The organism is Corallincola holothuriorum, assembly GCF_003336225.1.
GTDB lineage: Bacteria > Pseudomonadota > Gammaproteobacteria > Enterobacterales > Neiellaceae > Corallincola > Corallincola holothuriorum.
Map to the genome: position 1 here is coordinate 23,210 of NZ_QPID01000009.1, position 24,101 is coordinate 47,310.

The following is a 24,101-nucleotide window of genomic DNA, read 5'->3' on the forward strand; positions in this document are numbered from 1 at the left end:
TCAACCCTTTGTTACAAAAGTGAACTTTATGTAAAAAACATGGCCGAACAACCTGTAGCAGTGATGTAGGGTGTAGGCAGGGTGATGGCATGGAAGTTAAGCAGTAAGACGATTGTCTGGTCAATCGCTTTTCACGCTGCGCTGTTGATGCTGTTTAATAAGCTCACTATGCCGGTGTTTAAGTCTGCTCCGCTTGCGCCGACGATCGATGTGTACGTTTTTCATCAGCAGCCAAAGCCTATTCCCACGCCTATTGCACCGATACCAACACCGACAGCATCGACACCAGCACCGAACACCGCCAACGATGTTAAGCCCGACGCCAAATCCGCGCCCCAGGCTTTGCCAAAACCTTTGGATGATGAAGCATCTCACGTTGAACAGATCCCGCCAGCAAAAGTGATGGTGGCTGTGGAACCGCCGCCAGAGGAGCTAGCTCCAGTGGAGGAGCACGCGGTTCAGCCCGAGAAGCCGCTGCAGAGTTTTGCTCCCGAGGCCAAAGCAGTGCCGCAGAGTATTTTTGACCAGCCAGCGAAAGCGTCAGACGCAGCTCTTGTTGATACGTATTCCCGCCGCGGGCAACTGCGATCGCAACTGCAAGCGTTGGAAGCCCCCGTTCAGTATCAGCAGTCTGCATACACCACTTCTATCATGCATCCTGCAGGGACACCTATTCGGGGGGCAGCATTGCAGCAGGTGCAACAGGAGGTACCTGTGATTGAAGTTGAATGCGACGACGCAGTCACCGAAGGGGCGGCGTTACTGGCGGGTGTGATGGGCGGTACGTTGCGTTGTCAGCAGCGCTCGTTAAAAGAGTTTTTGCAACAGCGGGAGGCTGAAAGAGGCTACTAATAAACGAGAAGTGTATTTAGCTTGTTTCTGCCAAAGCCACACCGCTCGGCAGTAATCTAACGCTTGTCCGGAGTTTCATTTGGCTGATATATGGCGTTATCTGCTAGTTGCGTGTGAAAGCATTGCACGTGCAAAAATGCGCGTATCGGTGCAAATCAACCAGCAAGATTAGTGACTAAAATAGTTTCCGTAACTTCGCTTTTTCTATTCATGTTTTGCAAAATCCTGAGAGCTATCATGACTAAGTTGCATTACTTTGCCTACGGATCAAACCTACATCCGCTCCGCTTGAAAGAGCGCGCATCTTCCGCAGAAGTGCTTGGTGTTGTTGAAGTGAAAGCGGCGCAGCTTACCTTTGCGAAGCGCGGCACTGACCAGTCAGGAAAGTGTAGTTTTTTAAGGACGTCGAATTTGGAAAATGTGGTGCATGGCGTCATCTATGAGTTGGATGCCTGTGACAAAAAGCCCCTCGATCATGCAGAAAGCCTTGGCTTTGGGTATAACCAGCAATCGCTGAATTTAGTGTTACATGGTACGACCTATATGCCGTTTACTTACGTCGCGGATCGACAGTATGTCGATCACTCGCTAGTTCCGTACCAGTGGTATAAACAGTTCGTTATCTTAGGTGCGCAGTTTCACGCTATGCCGGACGCGTATGTTGCCTGGCTGGCGAGTATTGTTGCTATCCCAGATCCAGATCCACAAAGGAACGCTGAGAATCTAGCTAGACTAGATCGTATGAAAGAGTTTAGCCGGCCAAGGAAGCATGTATGACGGACGCATATAGCGTTAACTTCATTCAGGATTATCATTTTTTAGTGGCGCTTATTTCGCACCTCTCTGCGACGCAGCACAAGAATCGAACTCCTCGCGATATTGCCGGTAGCCTGGCTATGGACCATCAAGAGGTAGAACGAGTTCTGTTGGCATATCCCGGATTTTTCCGACAATCCATTAATCGCAGCCAGCATACCGGAGAGCGTTTGTTTACGGTGCATTTGCGTTATGCGCTGCGTCGTAAAGGCGAAGGAAGCAACAATTACAACGAGCCTTTGCCACCTGATTCTATCGCCCTGATGCTAAGTTTAGTGGCTGAAATGGTTAGCAATGAGCGGCAAGAGTCCCGAATGAAGGCTGATTTGCAGCAAAGAAACAAAGCCACACGTTGGACAGTACTGGTGGCGGTCGGGACAGCACTGCTTTCATCGTTCACAGCACTGCTAGTGGCCATCGTTAAATAGTGGATGGATGCTGGCATTAGCGGGAGCGGCTTGCTATACCGTCGTTCACGTTAAGCGTAAATTTGGTGCTGTAATACCGTTCCGTATTCAGCTACCTCTGCCTACGAAATGCAACATGCGCTCCACGACTATTGGTAAAGGCTGCCAACCTACCCTAGGCTTTAGTCTCATTTATCGATGGAGCAGAGCGATGGCAGCAACAATCATTACAAAGGACGGCAAGGAGCATAAATGTCTCCGTGGAGATGCCGATGAGTTGGCAAAGTCAGCGAATGGTGGGGCAAAATTTCTGAAGTGTGGCAATACATGGATCGCGGTCAGTGATATCAAGACCATTAGCCTTGAGGCGGATGATAAGCCAGAGGTACCCCCTTCAATACCGGATAGAGCAGTCCATGTGCATCACAATCACTACTATGCGCAGGAGCGATAGCGCTAGCTTTTTAACCTTTCTCCCTATGAAGAGTGAATTTCGATAAGCGATGGGTACTTTGCCTTGCTAGATCGAGGGGTTGAAGTTCTTCATTAGGGTCTGTTCAACTCTTTCACTTTCTTACATTTATCTATCATTTCTTGAACAGATTAGTTGCTATCATTCCATGCAAAATAGCCACAGCAGTACCTTCATATACAAACTTCAAATCTCACTAAAAGAAGGATCTTCTATGACGAAAATAAATAAGGCTTGGTTTTGCTACGCACTTGCTGGTGTGTTGAGTTTGGGAGGGGCTTTGGTTGGTTGCGAATCGACGCCGCCAGCCAGTCAGCCAGAGGTTATCGCTAGCGTTACCTTTAAAATTAAGGTGCCGAACTCTACGCCATCAGAGGACGAGATCTTTATGATTTCAGACTTCGATGATTTTTTTAATCTAGGTGTGATAGAGAAATATACTGCCACGCGTGAAGAGGACGGCTTCTATTACTTGGAGGTGCCTCAGCCTAATGTCGATCATTTCTATTTTCTTTTTGCCCGTCGCAGTGATGAGCGGCTAAAAGAGGTTGCTGAATCAGGAAAGTTAAGACCTGACCGTTTTTACCAATACAAAGGCGCTGATGAGCAGGTAGAGATCACGATTGAAAACTGGGAGGACTTCCCTACAGACTTAAAGCTGGGTGATACCGTCAGCCCAAACGTTCATCAAGTGGCTGATTTCAATATGCCTCAGCTGGGTAGAACGACAGATCTAGTTATCTATCTTCCTCCTGATTATCAGAGTGTCTCCACCCAGAAATATCCGGTCATCTACATGACCGATGGTCAGAACCTGTTCGATGAATTTACTTCATTCGCTGGCGAGTGGCGCATTGATGAGATCCTGGATAAGGAGATTGCCGCAGGCACCATGCCGCCAGTGATTATTGTTGGTATCTACAACGGACCGAAACGAGCCAATGAGTATATCCCTTGGGACTTTGGCTTTATGGGCCAGCCAGAGCAGTCCGTTGCTGATCAGTTTATTGACTTTATTCAGGAGACGCTGAAGCCCTATATCGACAGTAATTACCGCACCTTGTCAGGCGCAACCAATACAGGCATCGCAGGCAGCTCTTTTGGTGGCTTGTTTGCACTGTATGCTGGAATAACACAACCAGATACCTTTGGTATGGTGGGGGCGTTTTCCCCTTCGGTTTGGGTCAACTTGGGAGATGCTAAGTACCCTGGAATCAAAGAGCTGGTGACTGAGGGCGATCTGTCTGCTCAATTACGTTTGTACATGGATGGAGGGGCTGAGGAGCCACCCGCTATTGATGAGATGCGCATGATGAAACGTTTGTTGAAAGAGCAGAAATTCCCCGAGCAACAATTGATGATCGTTGAAGATCCAACCGGTGGTCATAACGAACGCTCATGGTCTGCTCGCTTTCCTGTAGCACTGAAATGGCTGTTAACAGCAGACTCGTAAGACGTTTGTTCTTTCTGGTTTTCTCTCATTTGCCCAGCTTTGCGTTGGGCTTTTTTGTTTTCTGCTCGGTGTATGGAAATGATTGGTCGAATATGAGACAAATTCTCAATACTTGGTCCTGCTGTGCAAATGGTATCTCTTTGCCGGTACTTCAGGCTCACATTACGGCCTGACACTTAGGTCTTGCCATATCACAACCTATGAAATGGAACGGCAAGGAAGATGAAAGAAAGCTTAAGAAGAAAGATCATCGAGGTCTGCGACAAAAAAATTGCCAGCAAAGGTGAAAATGTCGGCTTATCTTTTTATGCTTTTTTCGCAAATAAGAATGATGATCCTGAATTGCTGATGGAAGCGGCGACATGGTGGATCATGGAAAATAAGTTAGATCACTTTGAAAAAGCATTGAAAATAAAGGGAATGATTGAGTCCGTTTAGTAAACATAAGATCTATCAAGCAAGGAAGAATAGGCTGATGAGTTTTGTATTTATGACTAACGTTTCTGTCAGCAAACGCATCATCTTTTAAATATTAAATCGGAGTTTACCCAATGATTGGCAAGTGTCTTTGCGGAAGTGTTGAGTTTGAAATCAACAAAGATCATATCAAACTGTATCAGTGTCATTGTCAGTTGTGCCGGAAGCAAAGTGGTACCTATTCCAATGCTGCGACTATCGTACCGACCTCTCTATTTAAGCTTGTTAAGGGTCAGTCGCAGATCCGAAGCTGGGTAAAACAGACCGGCTTTCGTTCGGATTTTTGCCAGCAATGTGGCTCCCCAGTGCCTAACCCATTACGAGATACCCCATACTATTGGGTGCCTGCGGGGTTAATTGAGGATATCGGGGATGCCGAGGTGATCTCCCATCTTTTTGTTGGCTCAAAAGCGTCGTGGGATAAACCTAACCCTGATGCAGACACCCACTTCGCCTTTCCAGAGCATGGTTTGCAGGCTCACATTGAGCAGCTTAATAACGAGTAGGATTAGATAAACGATGAAGGAGTCTTTTGCGGGCGATCTCGGGTTTGAGTTCGTTACCTTTAAAAATGAAACGCTGGAGATCTATCACCGTAGAAAATTTGCTACCCGATTTACCGGTGCAAAAGCGGTGAAGCTACAGAGCCAACTAGAAACAATTTCGTTTGCCGAGCAACAGCAACTCATGGCCAGGTTAACCGGCAACTATAAGCGGGGCAGCGAAAGGGTCGCAAAGACCCATGGGCGGAATTGTCGATGAATCGGCAGGCATGAGCCCTTGGCGACTGATCTTTTTCAGCTGGTGCTAGAACTCGTAAGCTAGCTGTACTGTGATTGTGCTGGCATTCTCACCAGTACCGCCATCCGACTCGTCGTAGTCTGTGTCATAGGCGTACTCAAACGCCAACGCAGTGTTGTCAAAAATACCGAGCGACAGCGCAGCAACAATGCGCGATTCCGGTAACTCCAGAGCCACCGCTTCATCAGTGCCCTGATAAGCCAATGCCGCTACGGCACCCATGTTGGCTATTGCAAAAGCGTAATCAACTTCCAGGTTCCAGGCTGACGGCTCAGCCCCTTTGCCGTGAAAGGCTATTTCGTCTGCTGCAAAGTTGTCTGTGGCTGATACATATTCGCCGATCAGGGTGAAATCACTGAAGCTGTATGTGGCGTCGAAGGCGATACCGCCGACATACTCCTGCACTTCACTGGAGGGGAGGGTGTCACTTAGCGCATCTGCATCACCGATACTGTTGATGTAGCCGACGTTGGCAGCAAACGCATTGTTATCGTTTTCAAAACGGTATCCAGCGGTGGCACCGAAACTATCTATCTGGTTATCACCGTCCTCGTCGAGGTCACCGTTAAATACGTAGCCAGCTATATGGAAGCCACTATTTTCGACGCCAATCAGAACTGCTGATTCAAGGATCTCGCCAATTTCTAGTGTCAGCGGATCAGATATGGCGCTTGTTTCATAGTTTCCGAACGGCAGATATTGTTTACCAGCGAGCAGATGCCAAGAGCCATCAGGGTTAGCGATGGTGACAGTGGCAACGTCTACTTCAAGATCTGTCTCATCCTCTTCGTAAAGGAAAACGATGTCGGCTGCAACCCATGGATGCACTATAGCGGTGACCCCTAGCTCTGCGGTCGCCAGTACAATATCGCTCTCGCTGTCGCCTGCAAACGGATCGGCATAGCCAGCTTCTACTTCAACGACCCCTGATACGGTGATGTATTTGTTCCATTCGCTGGCGGGTGCATTCGCTTTAGCTTGCTCATCCTGCGCTTTTTCCAACTGTTCGAGGCGATCTTTTAGACGCTCGATCTCGGTTTTTGGATCGGCTGCGAGTGCGTTTCCGCTGCTCAAAGTAAACAATACTGCAGATGCGATAAGGGGCTTATTCATACTGACCACTTCCCTGATGAGTGAAAGATAAACAGAGACCAATGAATTTTTATTTTAATGACAATGAGAATAAGTTCGATTTGTATTCGTGGTGTTCGGTTGATGCAAATCAACGCAAACCGTTTTTTCGGGGCTGTTTTCGCAGAGGTGCGGATTTTTGTTACGACGGAAGCGTAGCCGTAACCACTTTATGTTGGTGGAGAGGAGTTAACGGCGTGGCTATTTCATTGCCGAAAACTGACGGCGGCAGGGGGCTATATGACTTGTAGCCCCGCAATCGTCCGTTAATGAGTATGGCTAATGGTTACTCGGCGGCAGGTGGGCCTGAATTATCCGGTAGCTTTCATCGCCGATATTAAAGCGGGGTAACCAGCCCCTGAATATTTCAGCGTAGAGGGTGATTTCCCCCAAGCGCTGTTGCTGCTGTAGTGTATGCAGATAAACATCTATTTCGGTTGTGGCGACGGATGCTTGAGTTTGTAGCCAGATAAATTGGGCGCTGAGTTGCTCTGCGTGTGCGGTGTATTCCGCAGCCATGATTGCTGTCTGTTCTGCTAACTCCTCAGCTGCTTCAATATCGCCACAGTAGAGATGTGCTTGGGCGATATTGCGGCGGTGATGGAGGTCGAACAGTGTCCGGCCATGGATCTGATTGAGCTGCTCAGAGAGCCAGCGTTGCATTTTTACGCCGTCGTTTTGTTTATGCCAACAGTGCAGCAGTAATTGTTCCGCGCGGTGCCTGACGAAAGGATGATGCTGATAGTCGTGGGTGATACGTTCTATCTGTGCGATCTGCTCCGCAAAGCCATGGTTATCACCTTGGGTGGCGAGGTGGTGCAAGGCGGTTAATACCAGGCAAGGCAGCTGTGCCTCTTCTGGCCAGCTGCGGGTGATATGCATCGCCTGTTGGGTATCGGCTATCGCGACCTCCCAGTTACCGCGTAGCAGCGCCAGTTCCGCTTCCGTGCGATAGATACACCAAAGTGCGTCGTTATATACCAGCTGGTTACGCTTTTCGAGCTCGTGGGCTTCATTGTAAAAACGTGCCACCGCGCCCGCATTGCCCTGATAGAAAAAGGTGGTAGCAACAAAGTGCAGTTGCCACAGGAGGTCGGTGACATAGTTGCGCTTTTTCGCTTCTTGCAGTGCGCCCAGCCAGAGGAATCTGGCTTTCTCGATATCGCCTTCTAGCCATAGCTGCTCTGCCAACGCGGCATAGGCCGACGGTACCAGAATGTCTGGCGCTACTGGTGCTAGTTCATAAGCGGTTTTGGCATATTGTCGTAACAGGGGAAGATCACACTCTTTCAATGCATAGGTGGCGGTAAGGCAGGCGTGGCTGACCTTAATTGCCCGACTGGCTTCGCTATTATCAACAATATGTGCAGCTAGCTGGTCAAGTGCCTGATGAGCGGCGGGCACATCGTCAATCAACAATACCTTGGCTGCCACCATCAGCAGGGCGGGATCCTGCTTTCGGATCGTTTCTGGTATTGCCAACAGCGTCTCTTTCAGCAGTTGGTGGTAGCCCCGCTGGAACATTAACCAACCGTGCTCAGCCACAAGCTGTTGCATCAGTTGCACATCGTCAGTGGTACGGGCCAGATAAATCGCTTGTCGCGGTTGCTTATGATTCATCCACCATGTGGCTGCCCGGCGCACTAGCCCTTTGGCTAGATCGGCATTTTCACTTAGTAGTACTTGTCGCAGCTTTACTCGCCATAACTGATGAAAGTGAAACCAACCCTGATCGTCATTTTGCCCCAATAGCAGCTGTTGCTTTAATAACCCTGGAAGTAGTGAGTGGCAATCATGTTCCAGCATCTGCTCGACTAAGGTCAGGTTGAAATAATCCATGAGTGAACTGGCAAGGATAAATTCACGGGCAGCAGGGGGCAGTGCTGCCGTGATCTTTCTCTGGCCGTGCTCTATGAGCTCTTCTGGACTATTGATCGCTTCCAGTTCCTGCTTGTTGAGACAAGCATTTTTGGCGATCCAGGTGATTGCAGGTGAGCCATCGATAAATGGCAGTGCCAGCGATTGTAATGCGGGAGATAAGCTATCACCGAGCAGGGCGATGGTTTCTTTGTCATCGAACCGAATGGTATTTAAAGCGGGTGAGCAGAGCGCTGCGATATTGGTGATTGATAGATGCTTTTGCCATTCCGTTGCACTGCTATTGATCAACAGTTTGTGTTGCTTTGGCCATTGTTCAATCAATTGGTCTAGAGCGCTAAGCGTATCTTGAGTATCGATTTTTGGCAGATTATCCAGTATCAGCAGGGTGGGTGTGGGATTGTCGGCCAGTTGTTGTAACAGGGATTCGAGCAGTGATTTCGGATCATCGATTAACCCTTGTTGAATGCGTTGCAGCAGCGCTTCATCAAACTGCAGTGCGTGCTGGCAGGCACCGATCAGTATTCTCACTAAATCATGTAAGCGGAGATCTATGTCGGCGAAGGTGCACCAGGCGCGCACCCCTTGCCATTGTGCGAATAGCTGTGCCGACAATACGGTTTTACCATAGCCAGAAGGGGCCACTACGGAAGCAACCAATGGCGTTTCTGCCAACTGGTTAAGTAGTTTCTGCTTTATAATCAGCGGTCTGGGCAGTGCCGGTGGTTGAAAGCGCCACTCGTCGCCGAGACTGATTTTTGACTGTGACAAAAGCGTTGCCTGCATCCGAAATCGTTTTCCTTAGCCATATCCAGCTTAGTCTAGAACACTGTTTTACCAGTATATTTCGTTAGGTATTGCTAGCCAACTCCCATCTTTCGTATTGCCCCCTGTTTTCATTTGCACGATCGCCTAATGACTGACAGGAAACCAGTCCGGGAGATGTTTTGGCTTTAACGGCTGCGTCAGGGGAAGTACCCACTCATTGTTGCCTAAGTCTCGCGGTACTTTGGTCAGGTCGACTTTGGGATCAATAAACATGGCTAGCTTGCGATAGTTTAAACGACAGTGGCTGCGTACGGTGACCTCTGCATTCTTCACTGATAATTGTTGTGGTGCCCATATCTTTTGCACGTATTGTGCCATTTGCCAGATCATATCTGGCTGGCAGGGCATCTTAAAATTCTGTCGTCTATTAAGTATTGGCCGTGGGTTAAACTTCCATTGTTTACCGCTGACAGGATCTTTGACATAGAAAGTCGCCGAGCCCTGCTTACTGCGCAGTTTCATTCGCCAGCTGAATCTGTGCCCCCCCTCATTCCAGGCAACTTCACCTTGATAGAGCAGATTGCGGGCAGGCACTAAGGTTTGAAAAACTAGCCAGGCGCATACACTGAGCGTGATTGCGGTTTTCACCTGAGTGCCGGGCAGTGCAATGGGGGTGAGCTGTGGCGCGTGGTAGGGCAAGCGGCGGAGTTTAGCCCAAAACTGTCGCGGCCAGTCAGGAGAGAAACAGAGCAGGCTGGCAAACAAGGTAACCCAGGGGAACACACCGATATCAAACACGAAGTGATTCAGCGTGTGGAAACAGGCGTACACACCAATTACATAAAGGCGTGTGCGTTTAAACAGTAATAAGGGGGCGCCGACCAGATGCAGCGCGATGACGCCATAGGCGGCAATGGCAACCGCGGTCGGGTCAACAAAGAGCTGACCGACTAGGGGCATAGCCTGGCGCTTGGCCAGCCATGAAGCGAGTGGCTCAAGCTGCAGCCAGTCGGGGTTGATTTTAACCAAGCCGGCATAGATGAGAATGATCTCTAGCTGCACGATTAACAGGATCAGGCACCAGGTTGGTAGCGTATCACTGGCGATATTGGGGCGGCGTTTGGCATCCAATGACCAGTACCGATGGGCAGGTACAAAAACCATTAGGCTGCTGAACAGGATCAGCAGATAAAGGTGGTTCAAGTACTGTGCTTGATCCTGTAAAAAAATGGCGGCATTACAGATGGCGACGATGGCAGCACTCAGTCGATAGTGCCAGCCGAACATTAATCCCAGTGACGCGATCGCCGACACACCGTAAACCCAGTAGACGCCCTCTCTAAGTACCGGTACCCACTCAAAACCGTAATATTTAAAGAACAGGACCGGTGTGACATACATACTGTCCAGATCAACAAAACCAAGATGGCCAATGGCATCGGCGAACATGACAAAGCCGAAGCCGATGCGGAACACGGCGATAGAGGCAGCATCTATCGGGCGGAAAAAATAGTCTGTTAGTTTGTTCAGCATGAGGGTCAGATCGAAAAAGCAATAAGTCTTAATACGACTCAGTGTGCCAGTGGTTCACTGCTAGGAGAATATTGCTGTGACAGCACTGTGATCTGTAACGTAAGGGAGCTACCCCCTCCGCCTAAAACCATAGAGAGAGGGCGGACCTTAATAGGGTTAGTTTTGCAGTGGCAAGCGCACCGTGTCAGGAGTAAAGACCAGTGAGCTAAGCGCTTCACTCAGCCGAATATTAACGGTATTCACCTGCTGGTGGAGATGGCCAAAGAGCAAGCTGTTTTGCAGCTGATAACCGGTAAAGGATGTGGGAGCAGCGACTTCCTGATAGATGAACAGGTAATGGGTGTCTAGCTCTGTGCCTACCCAAAGCAGTGCTTTTTCATTGTTGTTGCCATCATAAAGCTTGAAGTGATTCTCCACATAGCTGCGTATTAGGCTGACTTGCTCGGAGGTGAGTGCATCATCAAAGCGGATGGTCTGTTTGCTTTCTGCACTAAGTACCTTAGCGACATCATCGGCGAAGAAGCGGTGGATCACTTCCAGCTGGCCAGTTTGTTGATTGACTACCATGTCGGTCAGTGTGGCGTGATAGGTGTGAGCGACTGTTGTGCTGGTGAAACCCAGCAGCAAGGCAATAAATAGTGTGCGCAAGGCGATAAGCATCTTTAACTCTCTTTTAAAGCGGGCAAACAAAAAAGCCGACGCCATTATGCGTCGGCTTTTACTGAACGGCGAGTATTACTCTTCGCTCTGCATCTCTTTCATCAGGTTACGCTTCTTCTTGTCTTTGAACAGTTCCAACCGTGATGGCAGGATCTTGCGGGGGAAGAAGTTATTGCTGATATCTGCGTCAGCAGTTTCCCAATGTGGGTCAACGGTCACTTGAGTGATTACCTCTTCGCGCCACAATTGAATTGATGCCTGTTTCGGATCCTGACGCCATACTTCGGCTGGAATTCGTAGCTCTTCCACATCGCCATTGTCATATTCGATGGCTAGGATAATCGGCATCACCAAGCCGCCAACATTGCTGAAGTCGAGCAGGTAGAAATTGCCTTCCGTTTCCAGCAGCTCCCGCTCCCACTCTTCGTAGGGCTTGAGTTTGCCTTCGGCATCTTTGGTACTTTTCGGTGAAACGGTGAACTCATCATGTTCGTTATAGAAGTCTTTGAGTTCACTGTAGTCGTCAACACGGCGATGCAACTCTTCATTACGCTGCTCGGTTAACGAGCGCGGTGCCGCTTCATGGCGCTCTCGTTTCCATTCTGCTTCAATTTCAGGATCGTCGGTATTCACCTGCATGATCCGCACATCGTCGATGCTGATATCTACATGATCTGTACTGTAGAACCAGCCGCGCCAGAACCAGTCCAGATCGACTGCAGAGGCGTCTTCCATGGTGCGGAAAAAATCTGCAGGCATTGGGCGTTTAAACTTCCAACGTTGTGAATATTCACGGAAGGCATAATCAAACAGCTCGCGACCCATGATGGTCTCGCGCAAAATGTTCAGCGCCGTGGCAGGTTTGCCATAAGCGTTGTTACCAAACTGCAGAATACTCTCTGAGTTGGTCATGATCGGTACCTGTTTAGCACTGACCATGTAATCGATAATTTTACGCGGCTCGCCACGGCGAGAAGGGTAGTTCTCTTCCCACGCTTGCTCAGCCAGGAATTGCAGATAGGTGTTAAGACCTTCATCCATCCAGGTCCACTGGCGCTCGTCTGAGTTGACGATCATGGGGAAGTAGATATGGCCAATTTCGTGGATGATCACCGAGATCAGACCATATTTGGTGCGACGAGAGTAGGTGCGTTTGCTCTCGTCTTCTTTGTCAATTTCCGGACGAGGACCGTTGAAGGTCATCATTGGATATTCCATGCCACCCACCGGGCCGTTGACCGAGATGGCCACAGGGTAGGGGTAATCGAAGCTGTACTTATTGTATTGTTCTATAGTATGGGCAATGGCTTGGGTGGAGTAACGCTCCCACAGCGGATTACCCTCTTGCGGGTAGTACGACATCGCTAAAACGGTGTTGTCACCGCTTTTCACGCCCCATGCATCCCACAGGAACTTACGTGAACTGGCCCAGGCAACGTCACGGACATTGTCTGCTTTAAATGTCCATACTTTGCGTTTGCTGGTGTCGTCTTCTTCGTTAGCGCGAGCTTCCTTTTCGGTGACGATCATCACCGGCTTTTTCGCTGTCTCAGCTCTTTTCAAGCGGTCTTGTTGTGGCCCGCTGAGCACCTGTTCGGGGTTTACCAAGGTACCGGTGGAGGCAACGATATGATCAGCGGGTACGTCATAGCTGATTTCGTAGTTGCCGAACTCGAGGGAGAACTCCCCGCGGCCAAGAAACTGTTTGTTTTGCCAGCCATTAACATCATCGTAAACGGCCATGCGAGGGAACCATTGCGCGACCAGGAAGATACAGTTGCCATCTTTTTCAAAACACTCGTAACCACCCCGGCCACCATGGGTCTTGGCTTCAACCATGTTGTATTCCCAGTCCAGGCTGAAGCTGAACTGTTGACCCGGCAGCAAAGGCTGATCCAGATCGATACGCATCATGGTTTTATTGATGATATGGCGCAGCGGCTTGCCATTCGCACCTTTTAGATTGCTGATCTGATAACCGCCTTCGAAACTCTGACGGCTAGTGCGACCACGAAAATCTTTCAGCGATTGCTTGTCACCCGCGTTAGAGGGCTTGAGCACATAGCGGGTTTGCGCCCGCATACTCAAGTTATAGTCAGAGTTTTTGTCGAAGCGATTTTGGTCCAGTTGCAGCCATAGGTAGGAGAGCCGATCTGGCGAGTTATTGGTGTAAGTGATGGTCTCACTACCGGTAACGCGCTTCTCTTCTTCATCCAGTTTTACCTGGATCGTGTAGTCCGCCTGTTGTTGCCAATATTTATGGCCGGGCGCACCAGAGCCGGTACGATAGTCATTCGGCGTTGGCAAGATCTCTTCTAGCTGACGGAATTTGTCATCAAACGGTTGTTTGGTCCACGTCTGGGCGTGAACAGGTAACACCGCGCTGGCTACCATAGCCAACCCAGCGAATAGATACCACTGCATACTTCTGCTCCCTGGAGAGGATGATTTATATTATTTTTTTCTTATTTGAGGCTGCATGTTGCCGAAATGTTGTCCGATGGGCAAGGTTTGAGCGCAGTTGTGCGGGTATTTCCCGTGGATTTTTTTGTAACTCTTTGTTGTGTAAAGGAGCGGTGTTAATTGAAAGCGCCAGCCATTCAAGGCTGGCGCTTTCAAAGCTTAGCCTTGGAGCTACTTGGTTGCGGCGCGCTCTGTGGCATCGAGTAAAGAGACGATCTCTTGTGATAGTGGTTCGAGGTTTTGATACAGTTTTTCTGCCTTATCTACTTCGTTAGCCTCATTGGCAGCGATGATCTCTTTAATCGTCTGGTGGAGCTTGGCATGGGGTGGTTCTATGGCTTTAAATGATGCGATATCGCCATACTCCTGTTGTCCTCTGTCGTAGTACCATTGTCCTAATTTGCAGTCACGATGGGAGCAGGCCTGCTCTTTCGTGAGAACTGAGGTATCACCATTCAAGTAAGTTCTGACACGGGTTTTCCATGCTAAATGAGCTGACTTTGCGCCATCAAAGTCAAAAGCTAAGGCGCTGCGTCCAAGATCAAATTGCCTTATTTGGGTGAGTAACCGTTGCGACATATCAGTTAATACCAAGGTGTCGTTTTGCATTCGCTCTGACTCTTTCGCAGTTTGGTTCGAATGTTCACTGATTGATTGGACGTTACGATTCATCTCTTCCGCTACCGCGGATTGTTGTTCTGCCGCTGTGGCGATCAACATGTTCATGTCGTTAATCTGATTGATACCGGTGCTGATAATGTCAAAGCTTTGTTCTGTGGCCTGTACTTTTTCAACGGCTTCCGACGCTCTGTCGGTTCCAGTTGCCATCACATCGACTGCCGAAGTGATCCCTGAGTGCAGGTTTTCAATCATGCTGCGGATCTCGTTCGTTGCTTCTTGCGTTCTTGATGCCAGTGTTCTGACTTCGTCGGCAACCACGGCGAATCCTCTGCCTTGCTCACCGGCACGTGCCGCCTCAATAGCGGCGTTCAGTGCTAACAAGTTGGTTTGCTCGGCAATCGAGCTGATGGTATCTGTGATTGAGCTGATCTGATCGCTGTTTACCGCTAGCTGGTTAATGACGGTCGCGGTTTCCGATACATCTTGCGATAACGCTTCAATAGAAGCGCGGGTTGCACTGACGATACTGGCGCCTTTGCTTGCTTCTTGTTGCGCCACATTTGATGCTTCAGAAGCCGAGGTGGTGTTGTTGGCAACGTCATGAACGGTCGCACTCATCTCATTCATCGCGGTCGCGACTTGATCGGTTTCCCTGTGCTGCTGTTGCATGCCGTGAAGCGTGTTGTGGCTGGCCTCTGACAAGCCATCTGCAGAGTTGACTAACTGTTGTGACGATTCGCTGAACTGACCTAAGACGGTCTTCAGGCGAGACTGCAATAGTTTCAGGGCCATATAGCTCTCACCCATTTCATCTTTCTGGTCAAGATCAATGTTTGCGGTCATGGTGCCACTGGCCATGTTACGCACGTGCTTGGTTAGCTTGAGCATAGGTGCCGTGATATTGCGGTTGATCATGATCCAAAAGCCCATCACACCAACGACTGTGAGTAACAACGCGAATAAATACCATAGCAGTCTGCCTTGATTGTAATCAGCGAGTTGTTTTAAGAGGACCAAACCGTCGGTGGGCATAGATTTATCTGTCAGCAGGGGCGTGACAAGTTCGTTCACTATTGCAATGTGATGGAGTGATAGCGCGAATGCCATGATGGTGGCAGCGGCAAGCAAAGTAAGAAAAATAGTGGCTCGGAACTTAATACTCTTATCTTTCCAACGATTTTTTTCTGGCATTTTCATTTGCGTATCGGCACGCATCTGCGCGTACAAACGCTCTGCGTCTGCTACCTGCTCTCTGCTTGGGCAGCTGCGTACTGATTGATAGCCCGTTTTTTGTTCCCCTTTAAAAACGGGAGTGACATAAGCATCAACCCAGTAGTGATCGCCATTTTTACAACGATTTTTCACCATGCCACGCCAAGGCTGGTTGTTTTTGAGCGTACTCCACATATGCTCGAAGGCGGCGGGCGGCATATCGGGATGCCTAACAACATGATGGTTTTGGCCAATCAGATCTGCTTCATCGAAGCCACTGACTTCGATAAAGTCTCTATTGGCATATTGAATGACACCTTGTAGATCAGTGACTGATACCAAGGTCGATCCATCGGTAAAACTTTTTTCGCGATTGGTGATTGGCGTGTTTGTTTTCATCTGTCTCCCTTACGATCGACTTGCTGTAATGACTTGAGTAAACATTGAGAAAGCGTCATACCCCTATCTAAATAAGCTGTTAGTTACAGCTTAAACATCAGCTATTTATCGATATTAGTGCAACGGAGATATTTTCTGTCTGGGTATGAACATTATTGCGGGGCATTACGGGATGCAATTGATCAATATGAGAAGAACATCAAGTTTTATTGGCTGGTGATTCGCCTCTTTCCAGCTCTAGAAAGAGGCGATAGTTTTCGTATTATTTACAGCTCCGGCATTAAGTGCCGTTCAAAGAACTGTTGTATCGTTCGGTACAAGTGAATGCGGGTTTCTTTGCCGCGGATTGAGTGTTTCTTACCAGGGTAGTTCATCATCTCAAACGGCAGCATCGCTTGTTGCAGTTGGCTGTATAGTTTGGTGCTATGGGTAAATAGCACGTTGTCATCCGCCATGCCGTGGTAGATCAACAGCGGGCCTTTAAGCTGGGGCGCATACGGGAACACAGCTGAGGCATCATAGCCTTTACCATTTCCCGCCGGGTGGCCGAGATAGCGCTCAGTATAGTGGGTGTCGTATAGTCGCCAGTCTGTCACCGGCGCACCAGAGACACCTGCGGCGAATATGTCACTCGCCTCGAACATACTGATGAGAGTCATATAGCCACCGTAGCTGTGACCGAAGATACCGATCTGGTCACCGTCGACATAAGGCAATGATTTAAGATATTGCGCACCTCTGATCTGGTCTTTCAGTTCGACTTTACCGAGATGACGATAGATAGGATCTTCAAACGCTTTTCCGCGATTGTATGAGCCGCGGTTATCCAGTTCAAATACGAGAAACCCGCGCTGCACCATCACCTGCGTCCATAGATTTTGCCAACTCCATTTATTGACGACGCGTTGTGCGTGAGGGCCGCCATACACTCGAACAATCACTGGATACTTGCGTGATAGGTCAAAGTTGACTGGTTTGAACAAGCGGTATTGCATCTCTTGCCCATCTTCGGCGTCTAAAACACCAAACTCGGGACGGGACCACTGATCTTGATAAGGCGTCAGTGGATGACGGCTATTGAGGCGATTCTCGTCGATCCAAGCCACCTGTTTGCCGAGAGTTTGATGCAAACTGACTTGTGGAGGCATGTTTACGGTGGAGGATGTGTCTAAATAGTGGCTGGCATCTTTAGCAAACGCGACATCATGGTAGCTGCGCGACCGGGTAATTCTTTTGATTCTTGGTTCGCCACTCAAGGCGACGTAGTAAAGGTGCTTCTCCAGTGGGGAATCTTTGCGACCGGTGAAGAAGACGAGGCCCTTGGTTTCATCAATGGCTTCGAGTTTATCGACGATCCAATCCCCTTGGGTAAGTTGGCGCAGTAGTTTTCCTTCCATGGTGTAGAGGTAGAGGTGCTTATAACCATCCCGCTCTGACGCCCAAATAAAATGCTGACCATCTTTAAGAAAACGCAGATCATTATGCAGGTTGATCCAGGTATTGGAGGTTTCCCGCAGTACTTCTCGTTGGTTACCGGTTTTAGTATCTACGAGCATTAACTTCAGCAGTTGTTGGCTGCGGTTTTGCCATTGATAACTTAACTGCTCACTGGTGCTGCTCCAGCGCACGCGGGGCAGGTAAAAATCGACTTCAGTGCCAAGATCTATCCATTGCGTGGTTTTATCACTGAGTTGATATATACCCAGTTTGTAGCTGACATTGGGGCGACCGGCGGCAGGGTATGCCTGTTCTATCTGTTTGATCTCTTCAGCGTAGATTTCGCTGCGTACTATGCGGTCGACCGAGCTGTTATCTACACGAATAAAAGCGAGCTTGGTTTCATCCGGTGACCACCAGTAGCCGGTCATTCGCCCCATCTCTTCTTGCGCAACGAACTCTGCCATGCCGTTCTTAATGGTGCCCCCGCCGTCTGTCGTGACGCGGGTTTCTTCTGCGGTGACAGGGTTAACCAAGTACAGATCCTGATCGCGAACAAAGCTAACGTAGTTGCCGTTGGGGCTGACTTTAGCGTCTGTTTCGAACGCGTCAGTTTTCACCAGTTGGAGCGACTTTTGCTCCGTTAATTGGTAAAGGTAGAGATCACCAGCGAGGGGGAATAGCAGTGTTTTGCTGTCTGGAGACCATTGGTATTCCAAAATACCGCTACCGAAAATACGTTGACGCTCGCGGCGTGCTTTCTCTTCATCCGATAGTGTTTCAGCGCCGCCGGTTAACTCTGCTGCATCGACTAACTTAGCGGTTTTACCTGTTTCCAGATGGTAACTCCATAAATCGTAAGCGTTGTAATCATCTTCGCGGGGGCGAATAAAGCTGACTTGTGAGCCATCGGGAGCCAGTTGTAGCTTTTTCGGAGGAGTGCCGGATAGCGAGGGATCGCTGAAGATGCGATCAACTGAAAGCATCTCTGCCTGCAGTGGCAAACTCAGGCTGAATGCGAAAAGTGTCAGACAGGTACGGCGAGAAAAGTGGCTGAAGTTGTACATAGTGACCTCGAATGATAGCAGCGAGGTCACTTTGCGTTTTTTTTTGACTCAGGGCAAGTCGGCGAGAGATTTGCTATCTGGTTAGGCTGTTTCCACCCGGTTACGCCCAGCTTGCTTTGCCCGGTATAGCCGTTTGTCGGCTAAATCCAGCAATGAATCGATATCTCGTTGCGCCGCGGTCAGTTCGGCGACGCCGATAGAGATCGTTATATTGCTGGCCTGATCGCCGTGGGATACCAAGGTTTGAGCTATGCGCTGGCGGATGCGCTCTGCGGTTACTTCCGCCAGGCAGATCCCGCATTCGGGTAATAGCAGGGCGAACTCTTCGCCGCCGAGTCGAGCGACACGGTCTGAATGACGACACTCTTCGCTGATTATCTCAGCAACCACGCGGATCACCTGATCACCCATGGCGTGGCCAAAGTTGTCATTTACGCGCTTGAAATGGTCTATGTCGATCATTAACAGACTCAGGGGGTGCTGATAACGTTGGCTACGTATTACCTCTTCGCGTGCGAAGGTCATAAAGGCGCGACGATTACTGGTACCAGTCAGAGCATCGGTGGTGGCCATGTTCTCCAGTTCCATCATCAGTTGTTTACGCTCCTGCTGTAAACAGAGCATTTTCAGTAGGTTCTGGTGAATCTGCAGGCCGACATGGATCATTAAAATAGAGAAGCAAACACTGAGTGCGGCCATCGAGTTGTAGAGCAGCCCCTGCTCAAATAATGGTCGTGTGCATGCAATAATGATGATGGGCAGCATATCGAGCAGAAACAGACGTTTTGAAGGCGAGCTCATGGCGGTGGTGGCGGACATCAAGCCCATGACGATCATGGCGATAAAGATATGGTTGGCGAAGTTACCGGGTTGCCAGGCCCACATCGATAGTCCAGCCCAGTGCAGCATATGTAAACCATGGGCCATGGCGATACGCCGCTCCCATTGATAGGCATCTTTTGCCTGCGGTGCGCTTTTTTTGAAGTTACTGTAGACCCGCAGATAATTGCGGGTGATCAGAAAAGAGATCAGCATCCATAGTGCGGCCACCTGCCAACTGACCCAGACGCTTAGTACCGAGCCGGTGATCAATGAAAGCATGGGCGCCAGCAGACGATCGTGCTGGTGATTATCTACGTAGAGATGCAGTTGCTGCAGACGGATCTCAGACAGTTCGAGTGATTCGATATTCAGAGATGATGATCGGGTCAGTGATGATAACCCTGATGAATGGCTCGCTTCCTGCTTCACTAAACTGGCCTCCTTGGACAAGAGGCCAAATTATCAGCTTTAAATGTGACGGTAAAGCGGTTCCAATCGGTTACTTTTGATTTTGCTCAATGAAGCTGTCTACCTGAGTTTCCAGCACGTTCAAAGGTAAAGCGCCGTGAGTCAAAATGACATCATGAAAGGCTTTGATATCAAATTTTTCTCCGAGTGCCTGTTTGGCCTTTTCTCTCAGTTCAAGCAGCTTAATCATGCCAATTTTGTAGCTGGTGGCCTGACCTGGCATGACGACATAACGGTCGATAGCGCGTTCCGCGTCATTGAGTGCATTAGGCGTATTTTCCGCAAGGTAGGCGATCGCCCGTTCGCGGGGCCAACGTTTTTCGTGTAGCCCGGTGTCAACCACTAGACGGGCGGCTCGCCATAGTTCCATCGCCAGTCGGCCAAAGTCGGAATAAGGGTCCTGATAGAGGCCAATCTCTTTTGGCAGTAGCTCGGAATAGAGTCCCCAGCCTTCAATGTAAGCGGTGTAATCACCCAAGCGACGGAACAGCGGCAAACTTTCTAGCTCTTGCGCGATCGCCAGTTGCATATGATGCCCCGGGATCCCCTCATGGTAGGCGAGGCCCTCCATCTGATAGCTGGGCATATTGCTCATTTGGTAGAGGTTGGCGTAATAGGTTCCGGGTCGGCTACCGTCTAGTGAAGGCGCTTCGTAAAATGCTTTACCGGCGGTCTTCTCGCGAAATGGCTCGACCGCCTTGACCTTAAGATCTGCTTTCGGCTGAGTGATAAACAGTTCGTCTAAACGGCTTTTCATATTATCAATCAGTGCCGTGGCTTCTTGCAGATATGCCGCGCGCCCTTCATCTGTGTTGGGATAATAGAAACGAGGATCTTCGCGCATGAACTGGAAAAACTCCCGTAATGATCCGGTGAAACCTGTTTTCAGCATCACCTGGCGCATTTCGGTGTGGATACGCGCTACCTCTTGCAGCCCTATCTCATGTATCTGCTCGGCAGTGAGATCGGTTGAAGTATGGAAATGTAGTGTACTTTGATAAAACTGCGCGCCGTCTGGAAGCTTCCACACGCCCGCATGATTATCCGCTTTGTTCTCTAGTTGTTGCAGGTAAGCGATCAGCTTTTCGTAGGCCGGGGCAACATGCTCTGTCAAAGCCAATGCGGCAGCATCCAGCAGTTTTTGTTCGCGTTCATCATCCAGATCGAGTGCCAATAACTTAGTTTTGAAATCGGCGAACAGGGTGCTGTCTTGGTCAGCCTCTTCAAATGGCACGCCGGTGAGTAAGCTCTGACTGTCACTGATCACCAGTGGAATAATAAATTTGGGGATGATGATGTCGAGCTCTTCGCGTTTTTTCAGTTGCGCCAGCAGCTGTTCAAACAGCCCCGGTACCCCATAAAGACGGGCAACATAGGCGAGGGCATCCTCTTCGCTGGTGACGGTATGTTGATTGATTAACAGAGATGGTACGTGTGATTGCAAGCCGTCCATCTGCTCGACCGGGTAACTATGGTAGCGCCATTTGTAGTCATCGATTTCATCTTGCAGGTATTGCTTGAACAGCTGGTAGGAGAGGGCGGTTTCACCTACCAGTTCACTACTGTCGATATCTTGCACTCTTCTCAGGTGTTCTTGATATAGCAGCTGTGTTTGCGCGGCATACTCTTCTGAACGATCATCCCACTTGTCATAATCTTGCTTGATGCCAAGTATGGTGAGCATCTCCGGACTGCGCTCAAGTTGAGCCATATAGAGTTCGTCAATGAGCTTATTCACTTCAGTGTTGTATGCCGCTTGTTTGGCATCTGTCGGTTCTACGCTGGTATCGATAACAGGTGTTGGTGGCTCAGGTTTTGGTTCACAGGCCGACAATAATGAAATCAGGGAAGCGGCGACCAGCAGAAGCTTTAATTTACGCATATGTCGGGTCATAAATAGGAAGTCCATTTTAATACTACACTCGATGCCTCATGGCGATAATGTTGACAATATCAGGCTTGCAGTGCGGAAGCCTACAATAAACTGCCGACAGCTTTCTGCATCAGCGACTGATCTACCTGCTTTTACTCTGGTAAAAACATCTCTAATAAGCTGTTGAGGTAACGATGGCCTTTGGCAGTTAACTGAATACTTTCCTCAGTTAAACTCAGCAGCCCCTGCGCCTCGGCATTGGCGAGAATGGGTTCAATCTGGCTCATCGCCTGTCCAGTCAGTTTACTGTATTCGTTCTGCGGAAAAGCTTCAAATAACCTGAGTCGATTCATAAAGTATTCAAACGGTAGATCTGCAACGGCGATTGCTTGTGTTTGATGTCGGTAGCCGTTGCTGGCTTCAAGATAGCCTTTCGGGTGTTTAATCTTGCTGGTGCGAATAATCCGCCCTTCGACAGGTAAAGTGATCTTGCCATGGGCACCACAGCCTATCCCCAGGTAGTCACCAAATCGCCAGTAGTTCAAGTTGTGACGGCAGCGGTAATCCACCTGGCTGTCTGACTTGAAATAAGCCGATACTTCGTATTGCTGATACCCCGCCTGCCGCAGTTTTTCATCACCCTTTTCATAGATATCCCATAGGATGTCGTCGTCAGGCAGGGTGGGTGGACGGCTGTGAAAAAGGGTGTTTGGCTCAATGGTTAGTTGATACCAGGACAGGTGCGGGGGAGCTAAGGCGATGCCTTGGGTTAGGTCAGCCATCGCATCGGCAACCGATTGATCCGGTAAGCCATGCATTAGATCCAAATTAAAGCTTTGTAATCTGGCCTGTTGCGCCATTTGTGCTGCATTAATTGCCTCGTTACGACCATGGATGCGGCCCAGCGCTTGTAGCTTTTGTGGTTGAAAGCTTTGCACGCCAATAGAGATGCGATTGATCCCTGCTTGTTGAAATTGTGCAAATTTGTCGCTTTCCACTGTCCCCGGATTGGCCTCCAAGGTGATCTCACAATCATTGGCAAGCGGGATACGTTTTGCGATACCTTGTAATAGACGTTCGATCGCTTCGGCTGACAGTAGGCTAGGGGTGCCACCACCGATGAAAATAGTCGTTAGCTCGCGTTGCTGCACGTAGTGTAGATCTTGCGTCAGGTCGGCGAGTAACGCATCGACATAGTCAGCTTCCGGTACACCGCCTTTGAGTGTGTGGGAGTTAAAGTCGCAGTAGGGGCACTTCTGCACACACCAAGGGACATGGACGTAAAGACTGAGAGGCGGCAGTGTCTGCACAATATGTTTCCGAATTGCAGCCTGATTAGGCTTGAGTGAGTTGAGCCAACAGTTGCTTTAACGCCTGACCACGGTGACTGAGATGATTCTTTCGTTGCTTGCTAAGTTCCGCGGCCATGCACTGTTCGGTAGGTACCCAGAACACTGGATCATAACCGAAGCCTTGCTCTCCTTGACGCGCTACAGCTATCTCCCCTTGCCATGTACCTTGGCAGATCACTGGTGTTGGGTCATCAGCGTGGCGCATATAAACCAGAACACATTGAAAGCGAGCTTTGCGCTCGGCAGCAGGCTTACCACTCAGCTCGAGCAGCAGTTTATCTATGTTGTTGCTGTCGTTGGACGGCTCGCCAGCATAGCGGGAAGAGTAGATCCCCGGCGCGCCAAATAAAGCATCGACCTCCAATCCGGAGTCATCGGCGATAGTCGGTAGGCCGGTGATTTTTGCCGCGTGGCGTGCTTTGATGATGGCATTTTCGACAAAGGTGGTGCCGGTTTCTGCGATATCAGGCACATCGAATGCACTTTGCGCGATAATATCAAACGGTAACCCAGCAAGCATTTGATTGAGTTCTTTGACTTTGCCCTGATTGCCGGTGGCGAGAACGATTTTTTGCATGAGCAGCGAACCTGATTAGCGACAGTTGCTGCGCATTGTACAGCATGGCTTGCTGACACCCAACGGTATCAGCAGTGCGGGAAGCGGGGCTGTATTGGCCTAATCGGCGTAAAATTTTTGTTGAAACTTGACCGTATTGACAGTGCCGTCGTCATGGGTGAGTTCAATCTCGAAACGGAAAGTTTCTTCGTTGCTGTACGCTATCGGTGAGATGTAATAGATGGAGTTTTCTTCACGGATCTCTTTAAATTTAAGTGTCACTTGGTTGCCTATTAAATTTCGTGCTTTCCCTTTGATCTTCACGGCGACAGCAGGGCTACCCTCTTTGCCAGTATCGAGTACTGAGATATTCACCAGCCCGTTAGTGCGGCTTCGGGTAATACCATAAGCTTTGGCTATCGCAGGGGTTAAAAATGTGCTGGAGAACGCTACATAATGCACGTGTATGTCGCCGAATTTCTCTACATTGGCAAAGGCGGATTGGCTGGTGATCGCTAGCAGTAGTAACAGTAGGGAGCCGAGTCCACGGTAAAGTTTTTGGCGCAGCATGATGGGTTACCTT

The 24,101-nt window shown here is 49.4% G+C and carries 20 protein-coding genes; 8 read left to right on the forward strand and 12 right to left on the reverse strand.

Features of this window, described 5'->3' with window-relative positions:
- Window positions 1-84 precede the first annotated feature (84 nt).
- The 8 genes from DU002_RS14280 to DU002_RS14315 all read left to right on the forward strand — a co-directional run bounded on the left by DU002_RS14280 (window position 85) and on the right by DU002_RS14315 (window position 5,239).
- The gene (locus DU002_RS14280) at window positions 85-852 is read left to right on the forward strand and encodes a hypothetical protein (protein WP_114339080.1); all 768 of its coding nucleotides are present in this window, start codon (window positions 85-87) and stop codon (window positions 850-852) included.
- Between the two features lie 237 nt (window positions 853-1,089).
- Window positions 1,090-1,629 carry a gamma-glutamylcyclotransferase family protein gene (locus tag DU002_RS14285; RefSeq protein WP_158538066.1) on the forward strand — a complete coding sequence of 180 codons (540 nt, stop codon included), beginning with the start codon at window positions 1,090-1,092 and terminating at the stop codon, window positions 1,627-1,629.
- The gene (locus DU002_RS14290; protein WP_114339082.1) at window positions 1,626-2,096 is read left to right on the forward strand and encodes a hypothetical protein; all 471 of its coding nucleotides are present in this window, start codon (window positions 1,626-1,628) and stop codon (window positions 2,094-2,096) included. Before DU002_RS14285 ends, DU002_RS14290 begins: the two co-directional genes overlap by 4 nt.
- A 190-nt stretch (window positions 2,097-2,286) precedes the next feature.
- Entirely contained in the window at window positions 2,287-2,529 is a 243-nt protein-coding gene (locus DU002_RS14295; protein ID WP_114339083.1) for a hypothetical protein, read from the forward strand.
- Window positions 2,530-2,761: 232 nt separating this feature from the next.
- Window positions 2,762-4,000 (forward strand): alpha/beta hydrolase, encoded by a 1,239-nt coding sequence (locus DU002_RS14300; RefSeq protein ID WP_158538067.1) that lies wholly within the window; start codon window positions 2,762-2,764, stop codon window positions 3,998-4,000.
- Between the two features lie 222 nt (window positions 4,001-4,222).
- A complete protein-coding gene (locus DU002_RS14305; protein ID WP_114339085.1) occupies window positions 4,223-4,438 on the forward strand; it encodes a DUF6500 family protein in 216 nt (71 codons plus the stop codon).
- Window positions 4,439-4,551: 113 nt separating this feature from the next.
- Window positions 4,552-4,983, forward strand: coding sequence for a GFA family protein (locus tag DU002_RS14310; RefSeq protein WP_114339086.1), 432 nt, complete (start codon window positions 4,552-4,554; stop codon window positions 4,981-4,983).
- A gap of 13 nt (window positions 4,984-4,996) precedes the next feature.
- The gene (locus DU002_RS14315; RefSeq protein ID WP_199405252.1) at window positions 4,997-5,239 is read left to right on the forward strand and encodes a hypothetical protein; all 243 of its coding nucleotides are present in this window, start codon (window positions 4,997-4,999) and stop codon (window positions 5,237-5,239) included.
- A gap of 45 nt (window positions 5,240-5,284) precedes the next feature.
- Here DU002_RS14315 and DU002_RS14320 read toward each other — a convergent pair whose 3' ends face one another.
- From DU002_RS14320 to DU002_RS14375, 12 genes are all read right to left on the reverse strand, one after another.
- On the reverse strand, window positions 5,285-6,391 hold the full coding sequence (locus DU002_RS14320; protein WP_114339087.1) for an LbtU family siderophore porin: 1,107 nt from the start codon (window positions 6,389-6,391) through the stop codon (window positions 5,285-5,287).
- A gap of 297 nt (window positions 6,392-6,688) precedes the next feature.
- The gene (locus DU002_RS14325; RefSeq protein ID WP_114339088.1) at window positions 6,689-9,073 is read right to left on the reverse strand and encodes a MalT transcriptional regulator family protein; all 2,385 of its coding nucleotides are present in this window, start codon (window positions 9,071-9,073) and stop codon (window positions 6,689-6,691) included.
- 126 nt (window positions 9,074-9,199) lie between these two features.
- Entirely contained in the window at window positions 9,200-10,588 is a 1,389-nt protein-coding gene (locus DU002_RS14330) for an HTTM domain-containing protein (RefSeq protein ID WP_114339089.1), read from the reverse strand.
- Window positions 10,589-10,744: 156 nt separating this feature from the next.
- On the reverse strand, window positions 10,745-11,293 hold the full coding sequence (locus DU002_RS14335) for a DUF6702 family protein (protein WP_114339090.1): 549 nt from the start codon (window positions 11,291-11,293) through the stop codon (window positions 10,745-10,747).
- Window positions 11,294-11,323: 30 nt separating this feature from the next.
- A complete protein-coding gene (locus DU002_RS14340; protein WP_199405253.1) occupies window positions 11,324-13,672 on the reverse strand; it encodes a M1 family metallopeptidase in 2,349 nt (782 codons plus the stop codon).
- A 210-nt stretch (window positions 13,673-13,882) separates the two neighbouring features.
- Complete coding sequence (locus tag DU002_RS14345; RefSeq protein ID WP_114339091.1) at window positions 13,883-15,943, reverse strand: methyl-accepting chemotaxis protein; 2,061 nt, start codon at window positions 15,941-15,943, stop codon at window positions 13,883-13,885.
- A 266-nt stretch (window positions 15,944-16,209) separates the two neighbouring features.
- Complete coding sequence (locus DU002_RS14350; RefSeq protein ID WP_114339092.1) at window positions 16,210-18,447, reverse strand: S9 family peptidase; 2,238 nt, start codon at window positions 18,445-18,447, stop codon at window positions 16,210-16,212.
- Window positions 18,448-18,528: 81 nt separating this feature from the next.
- Entirely contained in the window at window positions 18,529-19,698 is a 1,170-nt protein-coding gene (locus tag DU002_RS14355; protein ID WP_114339093.1) for a GGDEF domain-containing protein, read from the reverse strand.
- Window positions 19,699-19,768: 70 nt separating this feature from the next.
- Window positions 19,769-21,631 carry a DUF885 domain-containing protein gene (locus DU002_RS14360; protein ID WP_407642954.1) on the reverse strand — a complete coding sequence of 621 codons (1,863 nt, stop codon included), beginning with the start codon at window positions 21,629-21,631 and terminating at the stop codon, window positions 19,769-19,771.
- 131 nt (window positions 21,632-21,762) lie between these two features.
- The gene (gene hemW, locus DU002_RS14365) at window positions 21,763-22,920 is read right to left on the reverse strand and encodes a radical SAM family heme chaperone HemW (RefSeq protein ID WP_114339094.1); all 1,158 of its coding nucleotides are present in this window, start codon (window positions 22,918-22,920) and stop codon (window positions 21,763-21,765) included.
- 25 nt (window positions 22,921-22,945) lie between these two features.
- Window positions 22,946-23,539, reverse strand: coding sequence for an XTP/dITP diphosphatase (locus tag DU002_RS14370; RefSeq protein ID WP_114339095.1), 594 nt, complete (start codon window positions 23,537-23,539; stop codon window positions 22,946-22,948).
- 99 nt (window positions 23,540-23,638) lie between these two features.
- Complete coding sequence (locus DU002_RS14375) at window positions 23,639-24,088, reverse strand: DUF4426 domain-containing protein (protein WP_114339096.1); 450 nt, start codon at window positions 24,086-24,088, stop codon at window positions 23,639-23,641.
- Between the last annotated feature and the right edge of the window lie 13 nt (window positions 24,089-24,101).